Raw genomic sequence first — 20,171 nt, 5'->3', positions numbered from 1 at the left:
CCCGTCCGCTGCGCCAGTCGCCCTCCATGGCCGATGTCGCCGCCATGGCGGGGGTCTCGTCGCAGACCGTCTCCCGCGTGGCCAACAACCGGGAGAACGTGGACGCGTCCACCCGCGAGCGGGTGCTGGCCGCGATGAAGATGCTCGGGTACCGCCCCAACACGGCCGCCCGGGCGCTGGTCACCGGGCGGTTCGGCACACTGGGCGTCATCAGTTTCGACATCAGTGCCTACGGCAACGCCAGGACCTTCGCCGCCATCTCCGACGCCGCCCGCGAAGCCGACCTGTTCGTGAACTTCATGGGAGCCCGGGCGCAGACCGGAGCCGCCGTGCGCCAGGCGTTCCAGCAACTGATGGTCCAGTCGGTGGACGGCATCATCCTCATCGAGTCGCAGATCCTGGACACCCCCGAACTCCGGCTGCCGTCCACCGTCCCCGTGGTCTTCGCCGACGGGGACACCGGCCACCGCTACGCCAACGTCGACATCGACCAGGCCGAGGGCACCCGGAGCGTCGTGGCGCACCTGCTGGGCCTCGGCCATCGAACGGTCTGGCACGTCGCGGGGCCCCGCGACTCCTACGCGGCGCGCCGCCGGGCCGAGGCGTGGCACCGCTCGCTCAAGGACGCGGGCAGCGTCGTACCACCGCTGCTCTACGGTGACTGGTCCGCGACGTCGGGATACCGCGCCGGACGTGAACTGGCCGGCCGCCCGGAAGTGACCGCGATCTTCGCCTCCAACGACCAGATGGCGCTGGGCGTCATGCGGGCCCTGCAGGAAGCGGGCCGGCGCGTGCCCCAGGACGTGAGTGTGACCGGATTCGACGACGTGCCCGAGGCCGCGTTCTTCCCCGCCCCCCTCACCACGGTCCGGCAGGACTTCGACGCCGTGGGCCGCCACTGCGTCACGCTGCTCCTCGAGCAGATCGGCGGCGGGACGGGCAGCCCGCGCCAGGCATCGGTGGCGCCGGTCCTGGTGGTGCGCGAGAGTACGGCGCCCCCGGCCGGCTGAGCGGCCGGACACCGGGCCACCTTCAGGAGGTCCGGGCCTTCGCCGCCTTGGCGGCACGGCGTCCCGCCGCCACGGTGCCGAAGGTCTCGCGGTCGTCCAGGAAGCCCTCCAGGGCGAAGGTGGCGGCTCCGAGGCTCACCGGGTTGTCCGGCACGGTGCTCAGTTGGAAGGTGAGCGCCTGAAGCGTCGCCGGCAGCGCGTGCGCCGCGATGACGTCGCGGGTCTGCCGCAGCAGCGGCTCGCCGAGCCGGTCCGCCACCCAGCCGCCCAGCACCAGAGCCTGCGGATTGAACAGGTTGAGGAGGTCGGCCGCGGCCTCCCCCAGGTAGCGGGCGGTCCGCGTCACGGTTTCGGTGGCCACGGGGTCGCCTTCCGCCGCGGCGCGGGCGACCTTGGCGGTGACGGTGTCCTCGTCGGGGTCCAGGAGGGGGCTTTCGGCATCCAGTTCCCGCACGGTGCGGGCGATGCCGCGGGTGCTGACGTAGGCCTCGACACAGCCCTGCCTGCCGCACCTGCACTCCCGCCCTTCGCGGACCAGGCAGGTGTGGCCCCATTCCCCGGCGCTGTTGGTCGCGCCCCGGTAGAGCGCTCCGTCGACCGCGATGCCCGCGCCGACGCCGGCGCGGAGGGTCAGTACGACGAGGTCGTCGACCTCAAGGCGCCCTACCTGGCCGTACGGACCTTCCTCGACCCTGCGCGCCGCCCGCGGCTCCTTCGTGGCCACGTCCAGCGTGCACGCACTGTGCAGTCTGCCGGGCTATCCGGCCTACGCGGCGGCGAAGGGGGGGGCATGTGCGCGCTCGTCCGCCAGCTCGCGGTCGAGTACGGGCCGCAGGTGCGGATCAACTCCGTCCTGCCCGGTCCGATCCTCACCGAGAACTGGCAGGACGTGGACGAGGAGGGCCGCCTGCTCTCCGCCCGTGCCACAGCCCTGGGACGGCTGGGCCACCCCGACGAAGTGGCGGCCGCCGTCGCCTTCCTCGCGTCCGACGACGCCTCGTACGTCACCGGCACGAACCTGACCGTGGACGGCGGCTGGGCCGTGAAGAAGGAGTCCAAGTGAAGATCACCTCTTTGAAGACCTACCTGGTCGCCCCCCGCTGGTGCTTCCTGCACGTGGACACCGACGAAGGCATCACCGGCTGGGGCGAACCGGTCGTCGAGGGCCGCGCGCACACCGTCGCGGCCGCCGTCGAGGAACTGTCCGACTACCTCGTGGGCCAGGACCCGATGCGCATCGAGGACCACTGGCAGGTCCTGACGAAGGGCGGCTTCTACCGCGGCGGCCCCGTCCTTTCCAGCGCGGTCGCGGGCATCGACCAGGCACTGTGGGACATCGCGGGCAAGGCGCTGGGCGTGCCGGTGTGGCAGCTGCTCGGCGGCAACGTCCGGGACCGGGCACGGGTCTACAGCTGGATCGGCGGCGACCGGCCGACCGACGTCGCGCAGAAGGCAGCCGCCCGCAAGGCCGAGGGCTTCACGGCCATCAAGATGAACGCCTCGCCCCAGCTGGAGCTGATCGACACCCCCCGCGCCGTCCACGACATCGTCGAACGGGTGGAGAGCGTCCGCGCGGAGGTCGGCGACGGCTTCGACATCGCCGTCGATTTCCACGGCCGCCTCACCCTCCCCATGGCACGACGGGTGCTTCCCCTCCTGGAGCCCTACTTGCCGTTCTTCGTCGAGGAACCGGTGGTTCCCGAGATGAGCGCCCACATCGGCGAGGTCGTGCGCTCCACCAGCATCCCCATCGCCACCGGGGAACGGCTGTACTCCCGTTGGGACTTCAAGCCCGTGCTCCAGCAGGGGATCGCCGTGGCCCAGCCCGACCTCTCGCACGCCGGCGGGATCTCGGAGGTGCGGCGCATCGCGGCGATGGCGGAGGCCCACGACGTCTCTCTGGCGCCGCACTGCCCGCTCGGCCCGATCGCGCTGGCCGCGTGCCTGCAGGTCGGCTTCGCGACACCCAACCTGCTGATCCAGGAGCAGAGCCTCGGGATCCACTACAACGCAGGGTCGGACCTGCTGGACTACCTCACCGACCGGTCCGTCTTCCGTTACGAGGACGGTCACGTCGCCCTGCTCACCGCACCGGGACTGGGCATCGACGTCGACGAGAAGGCCGTCGAACGCGCCGCCGAGACGGGCCATCGCTGGCGCAACCCGGTGTGGCGACGGGGCGACGGCTCCCTCGCCGAATGGTGACGAGTCGAGCACCCCTCACGGCAGCAGGCCGGGCGTCAGGAGGTCAAGGACTCCAGCCGCCGCCGAGTGGCCGGGCCGTAGACCCCCGGCGGGTCGCCACGGACGCCGTACTTCGCCTGGAACCACTGCACCGCGTCGTCGAGGTGCTGGTCGTAACGGCCTCGTTGGGGCAGGGTCCACAACCCCAGCTGCGCGAGGCGCCGCTGCAGGTCGACGACCTGGGATCCGGTGTCGTGCCGGCGCAGCGTCGGTTTCGTACCGGTGAGTGTGTCCGTGGGGGACGCGGACGGGGCCGTCGAAGACGGTGTACGCACCGGGCCGTTCCCGGCTGTCGGCGGTGCAACGGCGCCGACGTGATCACAGCACGCTGCCGTACCGGGGCGCCGGTCCAGCAGTGGCGTCTGGATGAAAACGGGCTCCTGCACAATGCTGCCAAGCCGAGCTACTGCCTGGACGCACGCGGTTCCGCAGGGGACGGCGTGGGCATCTGGTCGTGCTCGGCGTTCGGCCCGGCAGAGGGGAACAACCTGGTGTTCTCCACCGATGCGACGGGGCGCATCAAGCCTCGCATCGCGCCCGGCTACGCCGTGACGTCCGGGAGTGGCGAGCCCGGAGCCCCCGTCGCCTTCGGTCGCACGGGCCCCGCGGCGGAGCAGCGCTGGAACGAGCCCACCGGGCAAGTGCCGTAGAGCGGGAGTCAAACAGATTTCGACATGTTCCGATGGAAAGCAACAGGGCAAGCCTTGCCCCGGTCCATGCCTGCGCCGGCACCGTCGCGTCCGGCTCGCGCCCTGCAACTTCGGTGTTCATGCCCGGTGGCCGCTGCTGGGGCGGCCCTGCCGCTCTGCGGCATCCCTGGAGGTTACGAGGATGCATCAATCCGAAACCCTTGGTTCATACTGTTGACTTATGGCGGAAACGGCGCTTCTCTCTGTTGCATCAAGTTTGAAAGCGGCCGACTGTGGCGGATTCCCCAGTGAGGGGCTGTCCGCCGGGGGATCGTCGGCCGAGGCCGGACACCCCTCCCTCCGAGTCTTCAAGGGACCTGCAGCCCCGGGCGGCGCTCACGACAGCCGCCGGATCGAACCCCACCCCATCGCACCTGCCCCACTGGTCGCCCGGTGCGACCCGTTCAAGCAAAGGGATCGACATGCTCACTCACCACCACCGCCGCCGCCCGGTAGCGGCCGCGGCCCTGGGCCTGGCCACGATGCTCGTCCTCACCGCGTGTTCCAGTGGCCAGGAGACGACGGGTGCCGCGACGGACGTCGGGAAGGTCGACGGGAAGATCTCCCTGACCTATCTGCAGAAGCAGGGCGACCAGGAGTACTTCACAGGCGAGGCCGCCGGCGCGAAGGCGAAGGCGAGTGAGCTCGGGATCGACCTGAAGGTGGTGAACCTGGGCAACGACGCGAACAAGACGGTGAGCGAGGCCCAGGCGGCCATCTCGCAGAAGAGCAACGGGCTGATCGTGGTCGTTCCCGACCCGGCCGTGGGCCCGCAGGTCGTACAGCTGGCGAAGACCGGCAAGGTGGCCCTCCTGACGTCGGACGACCAGATCTGCAGCACCGGTCCGGACCCCTCCGCCTGCGGCGCCGACGCCCTGGTGCCCCGCATCGGATTCAGCGGCGAGCAGATGGGCGGCGAGGTCGGCAAGCGGGCCGCCGAGGAATTCAAGAAGACCGGCTGGAACCCGGCGGAGACGCGGACGATATCGGCCTGGAAGCAGGACGTCACGGTGTGCACCGACCGTGTGAACGCCTCGAAGAAGGCGTTTGCGGAGGCGGCGGGGGCGCCGGTGCAGAACATCGACGTGCCGACCGACAACTCCCCGACGGGTGCGCAGGACAAGATCGCCGCGACGATCACCGCCAACGCCTCCGTGAAGCACTGGGTGGTCTGGGGCTGCAACGACGAGAACGTCCAGGGCGGGGTCACTGCCCTGGAGAACGCCGGCTTCAAGGCCGACGACGTGATCGGCGTCGGTCTCGGTGCCTACCTCGCCTGCAAGAACTGGAGCTCCGGCAAGCCGTCGGGGATGAAGGCCGCGCTCTTCATCAACGGCAGGGACGTCGGCGCCCTGGCGGTGCAGACGATGTACGACAAGCTCAAGAACGGCAAGGACTTCCCCAAGGAGGCCTTCGCCCCGACCAAGATGGTCGACGCATCCAGCTGGAAGGACGCGGGCGTCATCTGCAGCTGAGGCCGCGCCCGCGGCCAGGACGGGTACGGCCCGCCGCAGCGGCGGCCGTACCCGTCCGCGCCCAGACCACCATCGCCGACCAGCAGCTTCGCTGGAACGCACGCCCCACGTAACCCCAGCTTGCGAGGCCCCCATGACCACAGCCGGTACAGAGCCACCTGCCCCCGCCCAGGATCCCGGCGAAGAGATCTCCGTCGAGGACATCACCAAACGGTTCGGTGCGGTACAGGCGCTCAGCGGCGTCACGCTCGCCTTCCCCCGGGGCCGGGTGACCGCCCTCATGGGGGAGAACGGAGCGGGCAAGTCGACCCTGCTGAAGATCCTCACCGGTGACCACCAGCCCACGGAGGGGAGCATCCTCTGGAACGGGCGCCCGCGGACCCTGTCGTCGCCGCACGACGCCCACAAGGCCGGGATCCGCATCATCCCGCAGGAGCCCGAGATCATCCCACACGTGTCGGTCGCCGAGAACGTGTACGCGGGAGCCCTGCCGCGGACCGCCCTGCGGCGCCTCGACCGGGCGGAGCTGCGCCGCCGCATCACCGCGGACCTGGCCCGGCTCGGATTCGAAAAGGTCATCCACCCCGATCAGCTCGGATCGGAACTCACCCCGGCGCAGCGCCAGTTGGTGGAAATCCTGCGGGCGCTGACCGGTGAGGCCAAGGTCATCGCCTTCGACGAGCCCACTTCCTCCCTTTCCGAGAACGAGGTCGAAGCGCTCTTCGGCCTGATCGACCGGCTCCGGGACCAGGGCATCGCCGTCATCTACGTCTCCCACCGCATGAAGGAGATCTTCCGCCTCGCCGACCGCATCGCCGTCCTGCGCGACGGCACGGTCGCCGGCGTGCTGGAAGCCCGTGACACCAACGAGGGGGAGGTCGTCCGCCTCATGGTGGGCCGTGACCTGTCCTCCCTGTTCGTGCGACAGGACGTGGCCCGCGACGAGGTGGTCCTGCAGCTGGAGGGCGTGACCACGGACGACGTCAGCGGTATCGACCTCCATGTCCGTGCCGGTGAGGTGGTCGCCCTGGCCGGGCTCATGGGGGCCGGACGGTCCGAGCTGGCGCTCGCCCTCGCCGGCGACCGTCCCATCCGATCGGGCCGCGTCTGCGTGAACGGCAGCCCCCTGCGTCTACGCAGCCCCAGGGACGCGATCCGCGCGAGCATCGGACTCGCCCCCGAGGAGCGCAAGGCCCAGGCGCTGTTCCTCCACCGCTCGATCCGGGACAACACCTCCCTGGTGAGCCTCGACCGGCTGCGCCGCTGGCGCTTCGTCCGCAGCCGCCAGGAGAAGGCGGTGGCCCAGGACTTCTCCGACAGGCTCCGGGTCCGCACACCTTCGATCGAGCACGAAGTGCGCAAACTGTCGGGCGGCAACCAGCAGAAGGTCGTGCTCGCCCGATGGCTGCTGCGCAAGCCCAAGGTCCTGATCCTGGACGAGCCGACCCGCGGGATCGACATCGGTGCCAAGGCCGAGATCTACCGGATCATCGCCGACCTCGCCCGGGAGGGGGTCGCCCTGCTGGTGATCTCCTCCGAACTCCCCGAGGTCCTGGGCCTCGCCGACCGGATCGTCGTGATGCAGAACGGTCGCATCACCGGCGAGCTCAACCGTGCGGAAGCCACCGAGGAAGCCGTCCTCAACCTCGCCATGGCAGACGACCTCGCCCCCGTCGCAGCCGACCGACCGCTCACCGACTCCGCCGATGGAGACGCTCGATGACCACCACCCAGACGCCGGCCACCACCGAGAACCTCCCCGCTCCGGCGCGGAAGACCGGAGGGGGCCTGCTCACCTCGCTCGGCGGGCAGAACCTCAGCCTGATCGGCGCCCTCGTCCTCGTCCTGGCCCTGTTCGGGTTCCTCAACGACAACTACCTCAGCCTCGCCAACATCCAGGTCATCGGTGAGGCGGTGACGATCACGGGGCTGCTCGCCATCGTCCAGACGGTCGTGATCATCTGCGGCGGCCTCGACATATCCGTCGGCTCCCAGGCCGGCCTGGCCTCCGTCGTGAGCGCGATGGTCTTCACGTCCGGCGGATCCAACCCCTACCTCGGGATGGCCGCCGCGATCGGTATCGGCATCCTCGTCGGTGTGGTCAACGGCGTCGCCATCGTCTACGGGCGGGTCAACCCCACCATCGCGACGCTCGCCGGCCTGGCCGCCTACAAGGGCGTGGCCCAGCTCGTCTCCGACGGCCGGGCGCAGGGCTACGTACTCAACGACCCCCTCTTCGTGTTCCTCGGACGGGGCAAGATCGCCGGGGTGCCGGTGATGATCTGGATCCTGGTGGTCGTGGCGCTGGCCGTGCACGTCATGCTGAAGTACACGGACATCGGCCGGAACATCTACGCGATCGGCGGCAACGACACCGCGGCGCGCCTGGCGGGTATCAACATCAACAAGTACCTGGTGGCCGTCTACGCGCTCATCGGTGTGGTCGCGGCGGTGGCGGGCATCCTGCTGACCGCGCGGACCGGCTCGGGGCAGCCCGTCTCGGGCAGCGAGGGCCTCGAACTCAAGGCCATCACGGCGGCGGCGCTGGGCGGCTGTGCGCTCAAGGGCGGCAAGGGCGGGATCGGCGGCACGCTCCTGGCCGTCGCGCTGCTCGGCGCACTGGAGAACGGCCTGACCGTCGAGGGCATCAACACCTTCTGGCAGAACGTCGCCCAGGGTGCCCTCCTCGTCGCCGCCGTCGTCATCCAGCAGCGCCGCAGCGGCGAAAGGGCTGTCGGCCTGCCCCACTGAGGCGGGCGCGCACGACGGTCGTACGGCGGTCGGCATGGCGAGGCCCGCCCCGAGGAGGGGCGGGGCCTCGCCGGACAAGAATGCCTCCGGTACGAAACACGATCAATCACACGGAGGACGAGGGGGAACGGGGTCAGCCTTTCGGTCCGCACCGCCGCTATTCGGCATATGTGTTTGCGCGGGAAAAGAGCGCGGGCGGTGGCCGGCGCTGGTCGATCGGATACGTATCCCGGCAAATCTGCCCTTCCGTAAGAAGGTTCGGAGAAGGTCTCGTGAACCACTTGGCCACCCTTATTGGATGCCGTGTACAATTGATCTCTGTCTGGAATGTGCTAGAGATAACTGGGTGGGACTGTGACGGAGTCGGCACCGCTGGCGGCCCAGCGGCGAGAAGTCATCCTCGATACCGTGCGCCGCAAGGGGGCGGTGCGCGTTGCCGCGCTCGTGGAGCAGCTCGGGGTGTCCGACATGACCATCCGCCGAGACCTGGACGTGCTCGCGAGGGCCGGGTCGCTCGAGAAGGTGCACGGCGGGGCCGTGAGTACGTCGGGCACCACGTGCGACGAGCCCGGTTTCGAGACCAAGTCCACCCTCAAGTCGGCGGCCAAGGCGGCGGTCGCCGAAGCGGCCGCCCAGTTGGTCCAGCCCGGAAGCGTCGTGGCGATCTCCGGTGGGACGACGACGTACGCCGTCGCCCACCGTCTGCGCGACATCGCGAACCTGACCGTGGTGACCAATTCCCTGCCCGTCGCGGAGCTGCTGAGGTCGTTCGGGGCGGAGGACGGCTCCGCGGCCCCGACCCTGCTGGTCACGGGCGGAGCCCCTACCAAGTCCGCCTCCCTGGTCGGGCCGTTGGCGGACCAGGCGATCCGCTCGCTCCAGGTCGACCTCGTCATCGTCGGCGCCCACGGCGTTTCCGAGCGGGCCGGGGTGACCACCCCGAACCTCGCGGAGGCTGAGACCAACCGCACGCTGATCTCCGCCGCGACCCGGCTGGCCGTCGTGGCCGATCACAGCAAATGGGGCGTCGTCGGACTGAGCCGGTTCGCCGACCTGTCCGAGATCGACTACTTCGTGTCCGACGACGGACTCGCCGAGCAGGCGCGCACCGTCCTCGGCGACCAGGTGGGCCGGCTGATCCTGGCGGAGACTCAGGGGACCTGAGGGACGAGCGGCGCACCCACGAGCGCTGAAGCCGGTCGGGGCTCGAAGCGGTAGTCGAATCCGTGCGCGTATTGATCCGGCGCCATGTGCTCCGGCGCCCCGAAAGCGTTCCGGGCGAAGTGGCATTTCTGCACTCATGTGATGGGGTGTCGTGAGTTCGGTCAGGCATCAGGCGGGTGTCAAGTAATTGCGCCGGGTGAGAAGACACCTTTGAATCCCTTGCGCTGCACGCCGCTTGGGGCGGCGGGCGGTGGTGCAATGGATTCTCCGACACCTCCTCGCCGTATATCCCGTGTGGCGTCATGTCCGCCGTCCGGTCGGACAACAGGAAAGCGGGGAGCGGCGACAGCGTCGGGACAGGGGCGGCTCGTGGCTGGGCTCTGCCGCCCGGTTCCCGCCGTGACCCGGCGGTCCCTGGGTGCCGCCACCCCGGCAGCAGCCGCCGACTCCGCGTCGTACGACTTCGAGTCGCCTCCCAGGCGCCGACTGGCAAGTGAAGGTCCACTGGATGACCGACGGTGAGATACGGGAGGCCGTCATCCCGCTCGGTGCTGCGCGTCCGGGTCATTGGAACCGATGGGCCTTCGACATCACGTGGTCCTCGGCGGGCCAGTCCGGCTCGATCGCGGTCACGCGGGACGGTGCCCGTCGGCTCGTATCAGGGCGCCAACAACTACCACCGCGGCGAACCGCCGCACTTCAGGGTCGGCGCCCATCGCCCGAACTGGCGTCCCGAGAAGGGGCCGTCGAAGCGGTCCTCTTCCTCGCTGACGTCGCCATCACCAGCACCCCCGCCGGCTCCCGACCCGACGCCGGTGCCACCGCACCCGGCGGTGCCGCCTCTCCTTCGCGGTCTCCGGCACTGTCGCCCAGTCCGGTCCCCACGGGCTCGCCCTCCACCTCCTCGTCCGCCCGGGCCGGCGAGGCGACGGCGGGAGGTGACAGCGCTCCCGGTGGGACGGCGCAGGAGGCGCGGCCCGGCGCAACCGCGCCCGGGAGCGCCGGCCGCGTCGGCGTCGTCGGGGGTGCCGTGGGGGGCGCCGCAGCCCTGGCGGGCGGCGCGCTCGTCCTGCTGCGGCGGCGCTGCGCGAAGGGCTCGCACGGCAGCGCACATCGCCGGGCGCGCACCTGATACGTCCAAGCGTTGACTTTAGTTGTTTTCTGTTTACTCTTGTCGATGTATGGCTTGCGACAGCGCCGTACCGTACTCCGAGAGACGGGCACGTTTCCGTGAAGAGAACCTCGACGAACCTCGCGGACGGCCGCGAGCTGATCTACTTCGACCTCGACGAGAGCGCCGAGCGCGACACGGTCGACCGGCGTGCGCTGGAGTCCGTCGACAGTCATCCGGAGCTGCGCCTGGATCTGGCGACCGGGGACTGGGTCACGATCGCCTCGCACCGCCAGGGACGCGTCCACCATCCGCCGACCGACGCGTGTCCTCTGTGCCCTTCAGGGAACGGGCGACACAGCGAGATACCGGCGACGGACTACGAGGTGGCCGTGTTCGAGAACCGCTTCCCCTCGCTGGCGGGGCGCTTCGGACGCTGCGAAGTCGTGTGCTTCACACCGGAGCACGGCGCGAGCTTCGCCGATCTGACCGAGGACCGGGCCCGGCTCGTACTCGACGCCTGGACGGACCGCACCGAGCGGCTGTCGTCCTTCGCCGGCATCGAGCAGGTGTACTGCTTCGAGAACCGCGGCGCGGAGATCGGCGTCACGCTCGCGCATCCGCACGGGCAGGTCTATGCCTTCCCCTTCGTACCGCCGCGGACCGCCAAGATGATCGCCGTCGCCGGTGCGCACCGGGCCGTCACCGGCGGGAACCTCTTCGAAGACCTGCTCGCCGAAGCCCGGGCAGCGACCGCGCGCGTGGTCCTGACGGGGGAGCACTGGACGGCGTTCGTCCCCTATGCCGCCCGCTGGCCGTACGAGGTGCACCTGTACCCCCATCGCCGCGTCCCCGACCTCACCCACCTCGTGGAGGCCGAACGCGCCGAGTTCCCCGGGATGTACCTGGAGCTGCTGCGCAGGTTCGACCGCCTGTTCCGTCACGAAGAGGAGCCCGCGCAGATGGCGCCCACCCCCTACATCTCCGCCTGGCACCAGGCGCCGAAGAGCGGCGGCCAGGAACTGGCGCTGCACCTGGAGCTGTTCACCGTGCGCAGGTCGGCCGGCAAGCTCAAATTCCTCGCCGGGGTCGAATCCGGGATGGACTCCTTCGTCAACGACGTGGCCCCGGAGGCCGCCGCCGCACGACTGCGAGAGGTCGCGTCATGAGCCGGTACCGCGTGACCGGGGGAGCCGGCTACATCGGCGGCGTGGCCGTGGCCCACCTCCTCGAAGCCGGCCACCGCGTGACGGACCTCGATGACCTTTCGACCTGCGGGCCCCAAGCCGTCCCGGCGGACCCCGAGTTCGTGCGGGGAGGTCCGGGGCACGCTGCCGCCCTCCTGCCCGCCGGCTACGCCGCGGTCCTGCACTACGCCGCCTCCTCCCAGGTGGCCGAGTCCGTACGCGATCCGGACAAGAACCGGCGCAACAGCGTGACCGGCCCGCCGGAGCCGATGGCCGCCATGCCGCACGCCGACGTGCGCACCCGCCTCGGCTGGCGGAACCGCCGCACCGACCTGGACGCCATCGTGGCCGACGCCTGGGCCTTCGCACGCGAGGTGACCGCATGACGGAGGTCTTCCGGCGCATTTTCGGAGCCAACCCGGAGGGGGTCTGGGCAGCGCCCGGCCGGGTCAACCTGATCGGTGAGCACACCGACTACAACGACGGCTTCGCACTGCCCATCGCCATCCCCCAGCACACCCTGGTGGCGGCGCGCAGGCGCCAGGACGGCCGGCTGCGGCTGCACAGCGCCCAGGGGGACGGCCCGGTCATCGACCTCCGCGTCGACCGACTCGCCCCCGGCGCCGTCAGCACCTGGGGCGCCTACCCGGCGGGGGTCGTCTGGGCGCTGCGCGAAGCCGGACACCCGGTCGGGGGCGCCGACCTCCACGTCGACAGCACGGTGCCCGCCGGCGCCGGCCTATCGTCATCCGCCGCGCTCGAGTGCGCGGTCGCCTTCGCCTACAACGACCTCTACGGGCTGGACCTGAGCGCGACCGCCCTCGCGCTGATCGGCCAGCGAGCGGAGAACGCCTTCGCCGGCGTGCCGTGCGGAGCCATGGACCAGCTGGCCTCCGCCTGTTGCACCGCCGGGGCGGCCCTGCACCTGGACATCCGAGCCGGCGCCCATCAGCAGATCCCCTTCGCCCCGCAGGGTCACGGGATGAGCCTGCTGGTCGTCGACACCCGGGTGAAGCACGACCTCGGCGACGGGGCGTACGCGGCCCTGCGCGCCGGGTGCGAGCAGGCCGCCCGGCTGCTCGGGCTGGCGGCACTGCGCGACCTCACTCCCGCGGACCTGCCCCGGGCGGCCACAGCGCTCCCCGCCCACCTGGTGCCCCTGGTCCGGCACGTGGTGACGGAGAACGCACGGGTCACCGACGCCGTCTCGCACCTTCGGGCAGGGCGCCTGGCGGCGTTGGGGCCGATCCTCACCGACGGCCACGCGTCGCTGCGCGACGACTTCCGGATCTCCTGCGCGGAGAGCGACCTCGTGGTGGACACAGCACTGGCGCACGGAGCCCTCGGGGCGCGCATGACCGGCGGCGGTTTCGGCGGGTCCGTCATCGTGCTGGCGGAGGAGGGCCGGGTGGAAGCCCTCGGGGCCGCTGTCACCACCGCGTTTCGTGCGGCGGGATACCAGGCTCCGCACCTGTTCCCGGTCTCCCCGGCCGCGGGCGCCCGGCGCATCGCATGAGAACGAGGTGAGGGCGGGGTCCGGCGACGTAGACTGTTCGTTCGTGAGGATTGCCGTGTGACTGCGACGGCCAACACGGACGGCGCGCAGAGGAGCGGGGGACGAGATCGTGACCGAGTCAGCACGCCTCGCACCCCAGCGGAGAGCGCTCATCCTCGACATGGTGCGCCGTGACGGGGCCGTGCGGGTGGCCGACCTCGTGGAACAGCTGGGCGTCTCGGACATGACCATTCGCCGCGACCTCGACGTGCTCGCCCGGACCGGTTCTCTCTCGAAGGTGCACGGGGGCGCCATCAGCGCCTCCGTCACCACGGGGGACGAGCCACCGTTCGAAACGAAAGCAGGTCTGGAGTCGCGGGCCAAGTCGGCGGTGGCCGAGGCGGCCTCCGCCCTCGTGAAACCGGGCAGTGTCGTGGCCATCTCCGGCGGGACGACGTCCTACGCCGTAGCGGCCCGGCTCCGGGACGTCGCGGGTCTGACGGTGGTGACCAACTCCCTGCCGGTCGCCCAGCTGCTGCGGCCCACCGGGGCCGAGACCGGCCCCGAGGGACCCACGCTGCTCCTGACCGGCGGCACTCCCACCAAGTCGGCCTCGCTCGTCGGACCCCTCGCGGACCAGGCGATCCGCTCCCTCCAGGTGGACCTGCTCATCATCGGCGCCCACGGCGTGTCCGAACGCGCCGGCGCGACGACTCCGAACCTCGCGGAAGCGCAGACCAACCGTGCGCTGATCGACTGCGCCACTCAGGTGGCCGTGGTCGCGGACCACACCAAATGGGGCGTCGTCGGCCTCAGCCGGTTCATCGCACTCTCGGAGATCGACTACTTCGTCTCCGACGACGGCCTCGACCCCGAGGCCTGCTCCGTCCTGAGGGAATCGGTGGGACAGCTGCTCCTGGGCACCACCCAGCCCTGAAGGCGGGGGAGTCCGTCCCCCACGAGCGACCCGTTCGCCCCATCACGTACGGACACGGTCTCAGGCAGGATCGAGGGCCTGGATCTCGTCCAGGTGGTTCTCGACCCAGTATCGCAACCGGGCCAAGGGCTCCACCACGCTGTGGCCGAGCGCCGTGAGCGCGTACTCGACCTGCGGCGGCACCGCCGGTTACACGGTTCTGTCCACGAAGCCCTTCTCGTCCAAGCGGCGCAGCGTGCTGGTCAGGACCTTCGGGCTGACGCCCTCGAGGCGGCGCAGCAGGGCGCCGAAGCGCGGCGGTCCTGCCCCATCGGGCCGATGGCCAGAGCGGACCACTTGTCGGCCAGGAGGTCGAGCACCTCGCGGCACGGGCACTGCGCCGCGTAGACGTCGTGCCGATCGTGCCGGTCCGACGTGCAGCGGGCGGTCGCCTACGGCGCGAGCCTGCCGGTCGAGGACGACGAGAGCCGGGTGGACATCGAACTGCCCGTACCGCTGCCAGGCCCGCACGACCTTCTCGTCCGCGTCGAGGCCGTTGCGGTCAATCCGGTCGACTGCAAGCGACGCAACAACGACCCCGGCGGCCGGTTCAAGGTGCTGGGCTGGGACGCGGCCGGCACCGTCGTCGCGGTCGGCGACGAGGTCCACTACGCCGGCGGGGTCGACCGCCCCGGCACCAACGAATCGGGCTGCTGAAGCCCAAGAGCATCTCCTTCCACTGGGAGCTGATGGTCACCCGGTCGCTGTACCGAACCCCCGGACGGGGGCGAGGCAGCACGACATCCTGACCCGCGTCGCCGGGCTCGTGGACCGCGGCGTCCTCGCGACGACCGCCACCACGGACCTCGGCACGGTCAACGCGGTCCATCTGCGCGAAGCCCACCGGATCCCGGAATCCGGCAGCGCGATCGGCAAGGCCACCCTCACCGGCTTCTGAGCCGGCGGAACCAGCCTCCCCACCCCATCACGCCGCTTTGGCGCCGTCCGACCCGAGGAGAAGGCCATAGGCCATGTCCCCCCGTTCCCACCCGCTCGTCGCCCTTGCCCGCGTGCGCGCGAAGCCGACGCGGCGCCAAGCGCTGCAGGAGGCCCTGACCGCACTGGTCAAACCGGGAAGTACTCGACTTCCCCATGGCCACGCCCCACTTCCAGGTCTTCGCAGCCCACTTCGCAGAGCTCCTGGCGGAGCCGATCATCTGGCTGCGACCGAGCTGGCTCCGACGGCCACCGGTGAGCTGGTCTGGGCGGAGCTGCCGACCTGACCGTCCGCTGTCGGCGGGGCCGGCACGAGAGTGACCACACGCGACGGACTTGCCATGGCGACAATGTTTACGCAAACATTCGGACGGCGACAGTCCCGTGCGCGATCCGCGCATTCCGGCTCAGTTGAGGAGCACGCGCATGCCCCTTCTCCAGATCGAAGACGACGGATTCCGGCTCGACGGCGATCCCTTCCGCATCCTCTCGGGCGGACTGCACTACTTCCGGGTCCACCCCGACCTCTGGGCCGACCGGCTGCACAAGGCCCGTCTCATGGGGCTCAACACGGTGGAGACGTACGTACCGTGGAACCTCCACCAGCCGCGCCCCGACGAGTTCCTTATGGACGCCGGCCTCGACCTGGGCCGGTTCCTCGATCTCGCCGCCGCCGAGGGGCTGCACGTACTCCTGCGGCCCGGCCCCTACATCTGCGCCGAATGGGAGGGGGGTGGCCTGCCCTCATGGCTCCTGGCCGACCCGTCCATGCGGCTACGCAGCCGCGATCCGCGGTTCCTCACCGCGGTCGACGACTACTTCGGCCGGCTCCTGCCCCCGCTGCACGACCGGCTCGCCACCCGGGGAGGGCCGGTGCTGGCCGTGCAGGTGGAGAACGAGTACGGCGCGTACGGAGACGACACCGCCTACCTGGAACACCTCGCCGACTCCCTCCACCGTCACGGCGTCGACGTTCCGCTCTTCACCTGCGACCAGCCGGCCGACCTGGAACGAGGGGCGCTGCCGGGAGTGCTCGCCACCGCCAACTTCGGCAGCCGGTCGGCCGCGCACCTCGCCACCCTGCGCACGGCCCGGCCGTCCGGACCGCTGCTCAGCACGGAGTTCTGGATCGGCTGGTTCGACCGGTGGGGCGGAAACCACGTCGTGCGGGGTGCGGAGCAGGCTTCCCAGGAGCTCGACGAGCTGCTCGCGACAGGGGCCTCCGTGAACTTCTACATGTTCCACGGCGGCACCAACTTCGGTTTCATGAACGGTGCCAACGACAAGCACACCTACCGGCCGACCGTCACCTCCTACGACTACGACGCCCCCCTCGACGAGGCCGGAGACCCGACCGAGAAGTTCGCCGCCTTCCGCAAGGTCATCGCCAAGTACGCCCCGGTCCCCGCCGAGTTCCCGCCCGCACGTGCCGCGAAGTTCAGCCTGGAGGCGGTGCGGCTGACCGAGAGCATCGGTCTGCTGGACGCCGCGCCGGTCCTCGGAGACGCCGTCGCCTCGCGCCGTCCGCTGACCATGGAGGAACTCGGACAGGACTACGGCTTCGTGCTGTACGAGACGGAGCTGCCGGATGCCGGGTCCGCCCTGCTCGAACTGGAGCAGGTGCGCGACCGCGCCCAGGTCTTCCTCGACGGCCAGCCCGTGGGGGTGCTGGAGCGGGAGAACCGCGAGCGTGCCCTCACTTTCGCGGTCCTGAGGCCGGGCGCCGTCCTGACCGTTCTCGTCGAGAACCAGGGGCGGGTGAACTACGGCGACGGCATCCACGACCGCAAGGGATTGCCGGGCGGCGTTCTGCTCAACGGCTCCCCGCTCGAGGGATGGACCAGCCGTCCGCTGCCGCTCACGGCGCTCGAGGACCTGCCGTTCGGCGCCGGGCCGGCCACGCCGACCGGGCCGGCCTTCCATCGGGGCACCTTCGACGCGGACCGGCCGGCCGACACCTTCCTCCACCTCGACGGCTGGAGAAAGGGCAGTGTCTGGGTCAACGGCTTCGCCCTCGGCCGCTACTGGTCCCGGGGTCCCCAGCGCTCGCTGTACGTCCCCGGCCCGGTGCTGCGCCGCGGGGCCAACGAGGTGGTCGTACTCGAACTCCACGCACCCGGCCGTGAACGAGAGGTGGCCTTCCGGGACGTGCCCGACCTCGGCCCCGTCGAGGACTGACGGTTGCGGCGGCCGTGCGGGGCCGTGTCCCACGCCGTGGGTTCACACGGCCCCACCGGTGCAGGGGCGGAGGCGGGCTCAGACGGCCGAGCGCCGCCACTTCTGGTTGTCGCCGCCGTTGCACGTCCACTGGATGAGCCGCGCGCCGTCGGACCAGGAGCGGTTCGCGACGTCGACGCACTTGCCACTGTGCTGGGCGACGAGCCGCACGCCGTTCGGCCCTGCCTGGGCCGACTTCCATGTCTGTCCGGGCGCCTCGCCACAGGTGGTCTGGACGACGGGGGCGCCGTCATCGGGGGACGCGTCCTGGACCGCGAGGCACTTGCCGCTGTGGCGGAGCACGATCCGCACCGTGCCGTCTCCGACGCCCTGGAACCACACCTGCTGGTTGACGCTGCCCGCCGCGCAGGTCCACTGGATCAGCGCCGCGCCCTCGGCCACCGACCAGTCGGCGGCGTCGGCGCACTTGCCGCTGTGCGCGGCCGTCAGGGTGTTCCAGTCCCCGACGCCCCGCACGGTCCCGTTCTCCGTGGAGATGATGATCTGCGGGTAGTAGTCCAAGGACAGGGTGGTCCTGGTCGGGAACTTCAACGGGAGCCAGACGTACTGCGAGTCGTTGACCGTGCCGCCCATCGAATTGCCCCAGCGATCGCCCATGTACAGGTGGGTGGTGACACCGGTGGCACCCTCGACGGGCAGCACGAAGGCCGTCTGGGAACCGTAGGTCCTCCCGTCGCCCAGGTCGCGCAGCGAGCTCCAGGTGCCGGCAATGCTGTCCGCGGTGCCGTACTTCTGCTGGTTCGGGGACCAGCCGGTGGCGCCCGACGTCACGAGGAAGTAGACGCCGTCGCGCTTGAACAGGGCCGGAGCCTCGCGCGACTGGCCGGCCCACAGCTTCTGCACCCGGGCCTCGATGCCGGTGTAATCCGCGGTGAGCCGGTAGACGTGCAGGTCCGCGTTCTCATTGGCGGCGGAGACCATGTAGCCGGTGCCGTCGGTGTCCACGAAGGTGGTGATGTCCCGCGACATGTGCCCCAGCGGCCGGAAGCTCCCGCGCCAGGAATAGTCGCCGTCGACCGTGGAGGAGACGGCCACCGCTGCGCGGGCCTCGCCGTAGTCGGTGGCGCTGCCCTCCTTGTGCATCCACATGACGAACTGTCCGGTGGCACGGTTGTACATCACCTTGGGGCGCTCGATGTTGGCGGTGGCCAGCTCGGGGTCAGTGGCCTGGGACAGGACGTGGCCGCGGAACTCCCACGTCTTGAGGTCGGTGGAGCGGTAGGCGGAGACGTACCGGAAGCTGTTGTCAGGGTTCCGGTCCTCACCGAACCAGTAGTAGTACTCGTCCACCTTGATGACACCTCCGCCATGGGCGTGGACGGGCCGGCCGGCGGGATCGGTGAACTGCGTCGCGTTGATGACGGTGACGGGGGAGGGGGAGGCCACGGCGGTGCCGAGACCGCCGAGGAGGCTCGCGAACAGGACGGCCACAACGGCGAACAGGACTGCTGGATAAGGGGGGTGACGTCGCATCAGTACCTCGCGATGGCTGGCGGGCAAGGAGGCGTCATGGGGCGGATGCGCCCATGGCTCCGGACCCGGCGGTGAAGCCGGCCCCGGTGAAATCCGTGTTCCACCTCCGTAATGTTTACGTAAACACGGGGCGGTTGGCTGCGAGTTTGGAAGCCGCATCGGGGCCTGTCAAGCAGTCGGACGTGAATCGTCGCAACCGGACCGGGAGTCGCCCCGTCTCCCAACCTCGCGTCAAACGTGGGGGGTTGGTCGGACTGTCCGCGGCCGGAGGTGCGTGAAGGGCGCCATGGTGGGCGGGCGCCGCCGTTCGGCGGCTCGTTTTTCGGTCAGCGGGCGCAAGGTGCTTGACGCTCCCCACCGGGAGTGCCACGATCGCCGGACCGATGGTTACGTAAACATTTCCCATCAGGTCCTGCCGCATGAGGCCGATTCCGGCCCCGAGGCCAGTCGTCCCTTCCCTCCGTCGCGGACCTGTAGCTCACTGACACGAGGACCCACCATGTCGCTCCTGCCGGCACCGGCAAAGGCAGTGCCCCCATCCCGTTCCCGTGCACGCGCACGTCGGAGCGCCCTCGTCGGCTGGGGGTTCGCCGGACCCTTCGCAGCGGTGTTCGCCCTCGTCTTCCTGGCTCCCATCGGGTACGCGTTCCAGCTCAGTCTGATGCGTGACCGGCTCATCGGCGGCACCTCCTTCGTCGGCGCGGACAACTATCTCCGAGCACTGGGCGATGCGCGCTTCTGGGAGGGATCGGTCCGGGTGGGGCTGTTCCTGCTCGTCCAGGTGCCGGTCATGCTGGGGATCGCGTTGCTCGTCGCGCTCGCCATCGACAGCGGCCGGCTGTACGGCAAGGCCTTCTTCAGGGTGGCCGTCTTCCTGCCTTATGCCGTACCGGCCGTGGTGGCCAGCCTGATGTGGGGGTTCATCTACGGCACCCGGTTCGGCCTGGTGGGCAACCTGAACGACGCGTTCGGCCTGGCGCTCCCGGATCCGCTCTCGCCCTCGTTGGTGCTCGCCTCCATCGGCAACGTCGTGACCTGGGAATTCGTCGGCTACAACACGTTGATCTTCTATGCAGCGCTCAAGGTGGTTCCGCGCTCCCTCTACGAGGCGGCGGCCATCGACGGGGCGGGGGAGTGGCGCGTCGTCACCGCGATCAAACTGCCGGCCATCCGCAGCGCGGTGGTGATCGCGATCATCTTCTCGATCATCGGCAGCTTCCAGCTGTTCAACGAGCCGAACATCATGCAGAACCTCGCGCCCAACGCGATCACGACCGACTACACCCCGAACCTCTACACGTACTCGCTGGCCTTCTCCGGGCAGCAGCACAACTACGCGGCGACCATCGCCATCGTGATGGGCGTCTTCACCGCGGTCATCGCCTACGCGGTCCAGCTCCGCGGCATGCGGAAGGGCTGAGC

The 20,171-nt window shown here is 70.2% G+C and carries 19 protein-coding genes and 1 pseudogene; 16 read left to right on the top strand and 4 right to left on the bottom strand.

Annotation, left to right across the window (positions count from 1 at the left end):
• Window positions 1-26 precede the first annotated feature (26 nt).
• Window positions 27-1,010: a LacI family DNA-binding transcriptional regulator gene (locus K7B10_RS01105; RefSeq protein WP_229334065.1), complete on the top strand. Its 984-nt coding sequence runs from the start codon at window positions 27-29 to the stop codon at window positions 1,008-1,010.
• 22 nt (window positions 1,011-1,032) lie between these two features.
• Here the strand turns inward: K7B10_RS01105 and K7B10_RS01100 are convergent, their stop codons facing one another.
• Window positions 1,033-1,734, bottom strand: a complete 702-nt coding sequence (locus K7B10_RS01100; RefSeq protein WP_372481347.1) for an ROK family protein — start codon at window positions 1,732-1,734, stop codon at window positions 1,033-1,035.
• Between the two features lie 66 nt (window positions 1,735-1,800).
• Between K7B10_RS01100 and K7B10_RS01095 the strand changes: the two genes are divergently transcribed.
• Together K7B10_RS01095 and dgoD are read left to right on the top strand one after the other, a co-directional pair.
• Window positions 1,801-2,073: an SDR family NAD(P)-dependent oxidoreductase gene (locus K7B10_RS01095; protein ID WP_372481346.1), complete on the top strand. Its 273-nt coding sequence runs from the start codon at window positions 1,801-1,803 to the stop codon at window positions 2,071-2,073.
• On the top strand, window positions 2,070-3,215 hold the full coding sequence (dgoD, locus tag K7B10_RS01090; protein WP_229334064.1) for a galactonate dehydratase: 1,146 nt from the start codon (window positions 2,070-2,072) through the stop codon (window positions 3,213-3,215). Before K7B10_RS01095 ends, dgoD begins: the two co-directional genes overlap by 4 nt.
• A 35-nt stretch (window positions 3,216-3,250) precedes the next feature.
• Here dgoD and K7B10_RS01085 read toward each other — a convergent pair whose 3' ends face one another.
• Complete coding sequence (locus K7B10_RS01085) at window positions 3,251-3,529, bottom strand: peptidoglycan-binding domain-containing protein (protein ID WP_229334063.1); 279 nt, start codon at window positions 3,527-3,529, stop codon at window positions 3,251-3,253.
• A gap of 39 nt (window positions 3,530-3,568) precedes the next feature.
• Between K7B10_RS01085 and K7B10_RS41150 the strand changes: the two genes are divergently transcribed.
• From K7B10_RS41150 to K7B10_RS01040, 9 genes are all read left to right on the top strand, one after another.
• Complete coding sequence (locus tag K7B10_RS41150; protein ID WP_229334062.1) at window positions 3,569-3,904, top strand: ricin-type beta-trefoil lectin domain protein; 336 nt, start codon at window positions 3,569-3,571, stop codon at window positions 3,902-3,904.
• A 461-nt stretch (window positions 3,905-4,365) separates the two neighbouring features.
• Window positions 4,366-5,418, top strand: coding sequence for a substrate-binding domain-containing protein (locus K7B10_RS01075; RefSeq protein ID WP_229334061.1), 1,053 nt, complete (start codon window positions 4,366-4,368; stop codon window positions 5,416-5,418).
• Window positions 5,419-5,551: 133 nt separating this feature from the next.
• Window positions 5,552-7,141: a sugar ABC transporter ATP-binding protein gene (locus K7B10_RS01070; RefSeq protein WP_229334060.1), complete on the top strand. Its 1,590-nt coding sequence runs from the start codon at window positions 5,552-5,554 to the stop codon at window positions 7,139-7,141.
• Entirely contained in the window at window positions 7,138-8,169 is a 1,032-nt protein-coding gene (locus tag K7B10_RS01065) for an ABC transporter permease (RefSeq protein WP_229334059.1), read from the top strand. Before K7B10_RS01070 ends, K7B10_RS01065 begins: the two co-directional genes overlap by 4 nt.
• Window positions 8,170-8,523: 354 nt before the next feature.
• Window positions 8,524-9,333: a DeoR/GlpR family DNA-binding transcription regulator gene (locus K7B10_RS01060; RefSeq protein WP_229334058.1), complete on the top strand. Its 810-nt coding sequence runs from the start codon at window positions 8,524-8,526 to the stop codon at window positions 9,331-9,333.
• A 1,230-nt stretch (window positions 9,334-10,563) separates the two neighbouring features.
• Window positions 10,564-11,613, top strand: a complete 1,050-nt coding sequence (gene galT / locus K7B10_RS01055) for a galactose-1-phosphate uridylyltransferase (RefSeq protein WP_229334057.1) — start codon at window positions 10,564-10,566, stop codon at window positions 11,611-11,613.
• Window positions 11,610-12,017 carry an NAD-dependent epimerase/dehydratase family protein gene (locus K7B10_RS01050; protein ID WP_229334056.1) on the top strand — a complete coding sequence of 136 codons (408 nt, stop codon included), beginning with the start codon at window positions 11,610-11,612 and terminating at the stop codon, window positions 12,015-12,017. Before galT ends, K7B10_RS01050 begins: the two co-directional genes overlap by 4 nt.
• Complete coding sequence (gene galK / locus K7B10_RS01045; RefSeq protein WP_229334055.1) at window positions 12,014-13,147, top strand: galactokinase; 1,134 nt, start codon at window positions 12,014-12,016, stop codon at window positions 13,145-13,147. Before K7B10_RS01050 ends, galK begins: the two co-directional genes overlap by 4 nt.
• 109 nt (window positions 13,148-13,256) lie before the next feature.
• Entirely contained in the window at window positions 13,257-14,063 is an 807-nt protein-coding gene (locus tag K7B10_RS01040) for a DeoR/GlpR family DNA-binding transcription regulator (protein WP_229334054.1), read from the top strand.
• Between the two features lie 60 nt (window positions 14,064-14,123).
• Here K7B10_RS01040 and K7B10_RS01035 read toward each other — a convergent pair.
• A pseudogene (locus K7B10_RS01035) lies at window positions 14,124-14,399 on the bottom strand (winged helix-turn-helix transcriptional regulator).
• Window positions 14,400-14,477: 78 nt separating this feature from the next.
• Between K7B10_RS01035 and K7B10_RS01030 the strand changes: the two are divergent.
• The 3 genes from K7B10_RS01030 (at window position 14,478) to K7B10_RS01025 (ending at window position 17,216) form a co-directional block, all read left to right on the top strand.
• Window positions 14,478-14,759 carry an alcohol dehydrogenase catalytic domain-containing protein gene (locus tag K7B10_RS01030; RefSeq protein ID WP_229334053.1) on the top strand — a complete coding sequence of 94 codons (282 nt, stop codon included), beginning with the start codon at window positions 14,478-14,480 and terminating at the stop codon, window positions 14,757-14,759.
• A 109-nt stretch (window positions 14,760-14,868) separates the two neighbouring features.
• Window positions 14,869-15,000, top strand: a complete 132-nt coding sequence (locus tag K7B10_RS40625; RefSeq protein ID WP_267501306.1) for a hypothetical protein — start codon at window positions 14,869-14,871, stop codon at window positions 14,998-15,000.
• A gap of 464 nt (window positions 15,001-15,464) precedes the next feature.
• The gene (locus K7B10_RS01025) at window positions 15,465-17,216 is read left to right on the top strand and encodes a glycoside hydrolase family 35 protein (RefSeq protein ID WP_229334052.1); all 1,752 of its coding nucleotides are present in this window, start codon (window positions 15,465-15,467) and stop codon (window positions 17,214-17,216) included.
• Between the two features lie 78 nt (window positions 17,217-17,294).
• On the opposite strand, the gene K7B10_RS01020 is transcribed toward K7B10_RS01025, so the two are convergent.
• Window positions 17,295-18,749, bottom strand: a complete 1,455-nt coding sequence (locus K7B10_RS01020) for an RICIN domain-containing protein (protein WP_229334051.1) — start codon at window positions 18,747-18,749, stop codon at window positions 17,295-17,297.
• 499 nt (window positions 18,750-19,248) lie between these two features.
• Here K7B10_RS01020 and K7B10_RS01015 point away from each other — a divergent pair, with 499 nt between their 5' ends.
• Complete coding sequence (locus tag K7B10_RS01015) at window positions 19,249-20,169, top strand: carbohydrate ABC transporter permease (protein ID WP_229334050.1); 921 nt, start codon at window positions 19,249-19,251, stop codon at window positions 20,167-20,169.
• The last annotated feature ends 2 nt before the right edge of the window (window positions 20,170-20,171 follow it).

The sequence above is a fragment of the Streptomyces flavotricini genome, assembly GCF_020639365.1.
GTDB lineage: Bacteria > Actinomycetota > Actinomycetes > Streptomycetales > Streptomycetaceae > Streptomyces > Streptomyces flavotricini.
The sequence above is the reverse complement of the archived record's forward strand: the minus strand, read 5'-3'. Positions and strand labels throughout refer to the sequence as shown.

Excerpts from the sequence above, each read along its gene's own strand:
- galK (WP_229334055.1), top strand. The coding sequence starts at position 12,014 with ATGACGGAGGTCTTCCGGCGCATTTTCGGAGCCAACCCGGAGGGGGTC.
- K7B10_RS01025 (WP_229334052.1), top strand. The coding sequence starts at position 15,465 with ATGCCCCTTCTCCAGATCGAAGACGACGGATTCCGGCTCGACGGCGAT.
- K7B10_RS01105 (WP_229334065.1), top strand. The coding sequence starts at position 27 with ATGGCCGATGTCGCCGCCATGGCGGGGGTCTCGTCGCAGACCGTCTCC.
- K7B10_RS01095 (WP_372481346.1), top strand. The coding sequence starts at position 1,801 with ATGTGCGCGCTCGTCCGCCAGCTCGCGGTCGAGTACGGGCCGCAGGTG.
- K7B10_RS01065 (WP_229334059.1), top strand. The coding sequence starts at position 7,138 with ATGACCACCACCCAGACGCCGGCCACCACCGAGAACCTCCCCGCTCCG.
- K7B10_RS01075 (WP_229334061.1), top strand. The coding sequence starts at position 4,366 with ATGCTCACTCACCACCACCGCCGCCGCCCGGTAGCGGCCGCGGCCCTG.
- K7B10_RS01020 (WP_229334051.1), bottom strand. The coding sequence starts at position 18,749 with ATGCGACGTCACCCCCCTTATCCAGCAGTCCTGTTCGCCGTTGTGGCC.
- K7B10_RS01050 (WP_229334056.1), top strand. The coding sequence starts at position 11,610 with ATGAGCCGGTACCGCGTGACCGGGGGAGCCGGCTACATCGGCGGCGTG.
- K7B10_RS01070 (WP_229334060.1), top strand. The coding sequence starts at position 5,552 with ATGACCACAGCCGGTACAGAGCCACCTGCCCCCGCCCAGGATCCCGGC.
- K7B10_RS01015 (WP_229334050.1), top strand. The coding sequence starts at position 19,249 with ATGTCGCTCCTGCCGGCACCGGCAAAGGCAGTGCCCCCATCCCGTTCC.